Source organism: Terriglobales bacterium (genome assembly GCA_035624455.1).
In the GTDB taxonomy this organism is placed as follows: Bacteria; Acidobacteriota; Terriglobia; order Terriglobales; family Acidobacteriaceae; genus DASPRM01.
Map to the genome: position 1 here is coordinate 1 of DASPRM010000011.1, position 4400 is coordinate 4400.

A 4400-nucleotide genomic window follows, 5' to 3' on the forward strand; every position below is an offset into this window, starting at 1 on the left:
ACGGTCTGGGCAAGCTCGACGGCTTCGCCTTCGCTCTTCCCCCCTGCCCGCAACCGCCGGACCTTTTCCTCAAAAGGAGCGTATACAAATACGTGAAACGTGTCGGGACGATTCTGCAGATAGTAGGCAGAACCGCGTCCCACGATGACCGAGTTTCCGCCCTCGGCTGCTGCTTTCACCACCCGCTCAGCAACCTCCCGGATGCAATCCGTGTCGGCGATCTTTAACCGCGGCTCATTCAGGCTCCCTTCGTGGCTGCCTCGCATAAAAGCTTTTAAAAGGCGGTAGAACAAAGGATCCCTCTTTTCTTCGTGTTCCTCTACCACCCCGCAATCGCACTCCAGGAGCCGGGCAATTTCACTGGTCAACAGCTGGTCCCACAGCTTCCAGCCACGGCGGTCCGCGACTCGCCTGGCGATCTCTGCCCCGCCACTCCCATATTCGCGCTCGACGGTAATTACTCGGATCATCGACATGTGAATGCGCTCTCGGATGGCGGCGCCCATCGCCCATCTGGGCGTTATTCCAGCACAACCCGTCTTCCCCCAGGATCATTTTTCCTCAAGGCGAAGGAAAGCACAAACATTATCGCCGCTCCTACAGTCAGCACCCGAAAGACGTCGATGTAGGCCAAAGTCGTCGCTTGCAGGATGACAGTTCGATATAACAGGGCATACGCTGTTTTCACGGCCGACTGCGCATCCATGCCCGAAGCAACGAAATGCCTGGAGATGGCCGCAATCGCCTGGAGAAAAGGAAGCTGTGCCGGCGTGATGTCCCCGGCCAAACGCACTTGATGGAACTGAGCACGGCGCGCAATAAGCGTAGTGACCATGGAGGTCCCGACACTGCTGCCGATGTTGCGCATGAAGTTGATTAGGCCGGCGACGCTATTGCTCTTTTCCGCGGGCATTCCGATATAGGAGGACAAATTGATGGGAACGAACAGAAAACCCAGGCCAAAGACCTGCACCAGGCGCAGCAGGCTGGCGCTTCGAAAGCTAATTTGCAAGTCAAGTTCCCGCGTGGAAACATACATGCCCAGGGCGAGCGTTAGCCAGCCGAACGCAACCAGGTAGCGGGCTTGTACCTTGGAGGAGAGCACCCCAACCAAGGGCATCAGAAACAGCAGCAGGATACCGCCGCCCGATAAGACCAAACCCGCGGACTCTGCCGTGTACCCCATGAGAGTCTGAAGGAACAGCGGCATCATCACCAGGCTGGAGAAGAGCATCAAGCCCAGGACAAACATCATTCCGTTAGCGCCCAGGAAGTTAAGATTGCGGAAAAGGCGCACCTCCACGATGGGGGTCTTGTAAAACCACTCCCAAATCGCGAAGGACACAAGCCCGACGGCAGCCAGGACAGCAAGGGTCAGGATGAAATGCGAACCAAACCAATCATCCTCCTGCCCCTTGTCGAGCATGATCTGCAACGCACTCACCCCGAGGACGAGGAGGGAGATCCCGACGTAATCGATACTCGCGGCTGCACCGCGAACGGGTTCGGCCCAGGGTGGATCTTCAATCAGGCGGAAGACCAACAGCAGCGCCAGGATGCCGACGGGCACGTTAATAAAGAAAATCCAACGCCAAGTGTAACTATCTGTGATCCAACCGCCCAGAGTCGGCCCGACGGTGGGCGCGACGATGACGGTGACGCCATACAGCGCAAAGGCCAGGCCACGCTGCTCAGGGGGGAATACGTCTGCCAGGATGGCTTGCGCCATAGGCTGGAGCCCGCCGCCGCCAGCTCCTTGGAGAACCCGAAAGAGGATGATTCCTCCAAGACTCGGGGCGATCCCGCACAACAGCGAACTAACCGTGAATATCACCAGACAGGTCATGAAGAACCGCTTGCGGCCGAGTACGCCGGCAAACCAACCGCTGATAGGCAACACGATAGCGTTAGAGACAAGATAAGAAGTGAGCACCCAGGTGCTCTGATCGTTGGTCGCCCCAAGACTGCCGGCGATGTAGGGAAGAGCGACGTTGGCGATGCTGGTGTCGAGCACCTCCATAAATGCCGCCACAGCGACGACGACTGCAATCAGCCAAGGGTTGAAGCTAGGCCGCCAGGCCGCACGCGCGGCGCCCATTGATTGCGAGTCCGGAAGAGATTCAGCGCGGCCTGCCATAGAGCCAAAAAGAAAGTTGTCTCACTGCTCCGCTTCTTGCAGGTTGCGTAATTGAAACGACACCCCAAGCCATCAAATTGCTCTAAGCGCCTCGCCAGTCATCAAACACCAGCACAAGACCCAGGCTGTCATAGATGACGGACGTGCGGGTTCCGCTTCAATGTGAGGAGGTGTATACCAGGTTCAAAGTGGATCGCTAATGACCCGAAGCGGATGAACAAATCTCTACTGGGCGGGAAGGAGAATCCATGAACGCTCATGAAATCAACAGCTTACGATCGACGACGGCAACAGAGTGACCAAGAACATAGAAAAGGATTCGAATAGTCAGCCTTCACTCCACGCAGCACCAGTGGAATCGCCGTCAGGAGTTTGGCCGGCGGTGCATGCTCCTCTATTCATTCTCAGATCGAGTTTCTGCAGATAGCTGACGCCTGCGCCCGCATGGGGGACTTCGTCAACGGTGACCGATTCGCAGCGGGCGGCCCCACCCGCAAGCAACGCCACCATGGCCAGCAGAACAACCGCGGCTGCAGTAATGACTGTGGACTTCGGTCCTGGCCTGGCATTCACGCCGGTCTGATCGGTAGCGGCGACCTTCGACGATGGCAGAACCTCGACCGACCAGTGGGATTGAGCGACCATTCGCGGTCCGTCTTTCGGCTGCGGAGAATTCGATCCGTCAGAGATGACCGACCTGGGCTCATAGCATGATGCAATTGATCCACGTCAAGGAAATCTTCGCCGTGATGCTACTCACCCACACGGGCGACCGACTAAGCAGGGGAATTGCAGAACTGCCCCGTACACTCTGATTCGCTTGTCGTAGAACAACAGCGTCTTCGTTTTTCGCGGATGACATTCGAAGCTTAAATGGTATGGTTCGGAGCAGTAGGCCGGCATTTTGCCGGAAACTAACCGGTCAATGAAAGAAATCGTCTACATCCTACAGATCCGTTTCAGAAGCACCCGTTTGCACAACTACCGGATTCACGAAGAGCTGGCAGCGTAGCCGAATTCGTGCAATATGCAATCAAACATGCGATAATCTCTCGCTCCGGCGAGAACGCTGACATCGTCGGTGCCGTGAATAACGGACGGGATGGAGTAGCGGTGGTGCAGCGTCTGATCCTGACGTGCTGCTGAGTGAACATCTATGCTTGGCGGGCTGCAGGCAGTTCGCCAGTTGCGGTTCCGCCAATCTCCGAGCCAAGATCCTGTTCCTGACGGATCATGAAGGCCAGGATTTCGTCGACGTCGCTTGTGGCAGGCGCTTCCAAGGTTAGCCCATCGGACGTCACGACCAACCTGGTTCCCGCGACCCATGAGGCGTGCACATACGTTTCGCAGTCGATACAGTAGCAGTATTGGCCTTGCAGCCGTGGGAATCACAAGAGCGACTCCTCCGGGTAACCGTAACCACAATCGAGGCTAGTATGAGACCAAGACTGCTCCCTGCAAGTTCGGCTCTGCTTTTCCTGCTCTGGTGCTCGGCTCTGCACGCACAGAAGGTAAAGGTAGAGTACGACAAGACGGCCGACTTTACGCAATACAAGACGTATTCCTGGATGACACAAGGAGCATCAGGCCACCCCTTTGTCAAGCTGGACATCATCGGGGCCATTGACAACCAACTGGCTGCCAAGGGTTTGAAGAAAATAGACAGTGGCGGGGATTTGCTGGTGAACAGTTACGGCTCGCTGAGTGAAAGCATGAATGTCTCGTATGACGTCGATGTTTACGCAATGCCCAACCTGGATGGACCCATCAATTGGGCGAATGGGACTCCTCGGCCTGGAAATAGCACGTCTGTTTATGTCGACAAGGGAACACTGGTGGTAGACATCGTAGATCGGCGGGCCAAGCAGCTGAAATGGCGCGGAACCGCCAAGGCGAAGCTAGCTCCGGAGCAGCAGGAAAAATCATTGGAGATCATAGAAAAGGCCATAGAGAAGATGTTTAAAGAGTATCCCTAGCGCGAAGGACTAGAACCGTCGCGGTTGGGGATCATCTGCAGGGAACCTGCACAGAAGCTTGCCGTCATCGGTGGCGAGTTAAGAGAAGGCCAGGCAGCGGCCAGGGCCGGGATGGTAAGTGTCGCACCTAATGGCGCAAGGCCGGGGATCGTAAGGCTGACACTACTACGCTGAGCGGCTAGATATTGGCTGTCGATGCTCAGCAGAATTGGGTCACGATCGAGGGCCCGGATGGCCAGAAGGAGGCGCTCCGGGTCAGCAAGAAAGTTAACGATCTCGATCGCCTG

Annotated in this window: 5 protein-coding genes; 1 reads left to right on the forward strand and 4 read right to left on the reverse strand. The window is 56.5% G+C overall.

The window, feature by feature from the left end:
* The 4 genes from VEG30_00975 to VEG30_00990 form a co-directional block, all read right to left on the reverse strand.
* A partial coding sequence (locus tag VEG30_00975) for a cytidylate kinase-like family protein (protein HXZ78471.1) occupies positions 1-506 on the reverse strand: 506 nt, incomplete at its 3' end.
* Positions 507-520: 14 nt separating this feature from the next.
* On the reverse strand, positions 521-2098 hold the full coding sequence (locus tag VEG30_00980) for a DHA2 family efflux MFS transporter permease subunit (GenBank protein HXZ78472.1): 1578 nt from the start codon (positions 2096-2098) through the stop codon (positions 521-523).
* A gap of 366 nt (positions 2099-2464) precedes the next feature.
* Positions 2465-2782 carry a hypothetical protein gene (locus VEG30_00985; GenBank protein ID HXZ78473.1) on the reverse strand — a complete coding sequence of 106 codons (318 nt, stop codon included), beginning with the start codon at positions 2780-2782 and terminating at the stop codon, positions 2465-2467.
* A gap of 509 nt (positions 2783-3291) precedes the next feature.
* On the reverse strand, positions 3292-3474 hold the full coding sequence (locus VEG30_00990; GenBank protein HXZ78474.1) for a hypothetical protein: 183 nt from the start codon (positions 3472-3474) through the stop codon (positions 3292-3294).
* Between the two features lie 99 nt (positions 3475-3573).
* On the opposite strand from VEG30_00990, the gene VEG30_00995 reads away from it, so the two are divergent.
* Positions 3574-4113: a DUF4136 domain-containing protein gene (locus VEG30_00995; GenBank protein HXZ78475.1), complete on the forward strand. Its 540-nt coding sequence runs from the start codon at positions 3574-3576 to the stop codon at positions 4111-4113.
* Positions 4114-4400: the final 287 nt, after the last annotated feature.

Bases quoted from the DNA above. Each gene is read 5' to 3' on its own strand.
- VEG30_00980 (HXZ78472.1), bottom strand. From the start codon at position 2,098: ATGGGCGCCGCGCGTGCGGCCTGGCGGCCTAGCTTCAACCCTTGGCTG.
- VEG30_00985 (HXZ78473.1), bottom strand. From the start codon at position 2,782: ATGGTCGCTCAATCCCACTGGTCGGTCGAGGTTCTGCCATCGTCGAAG.
- VEG30_00995 (HXZ78475.1), top strand. From the start codon at position 3,574: ATGAGACCAAGACTGCTCCCTGCAAGTTCGGCTCTGCTTTTCCTGCTC.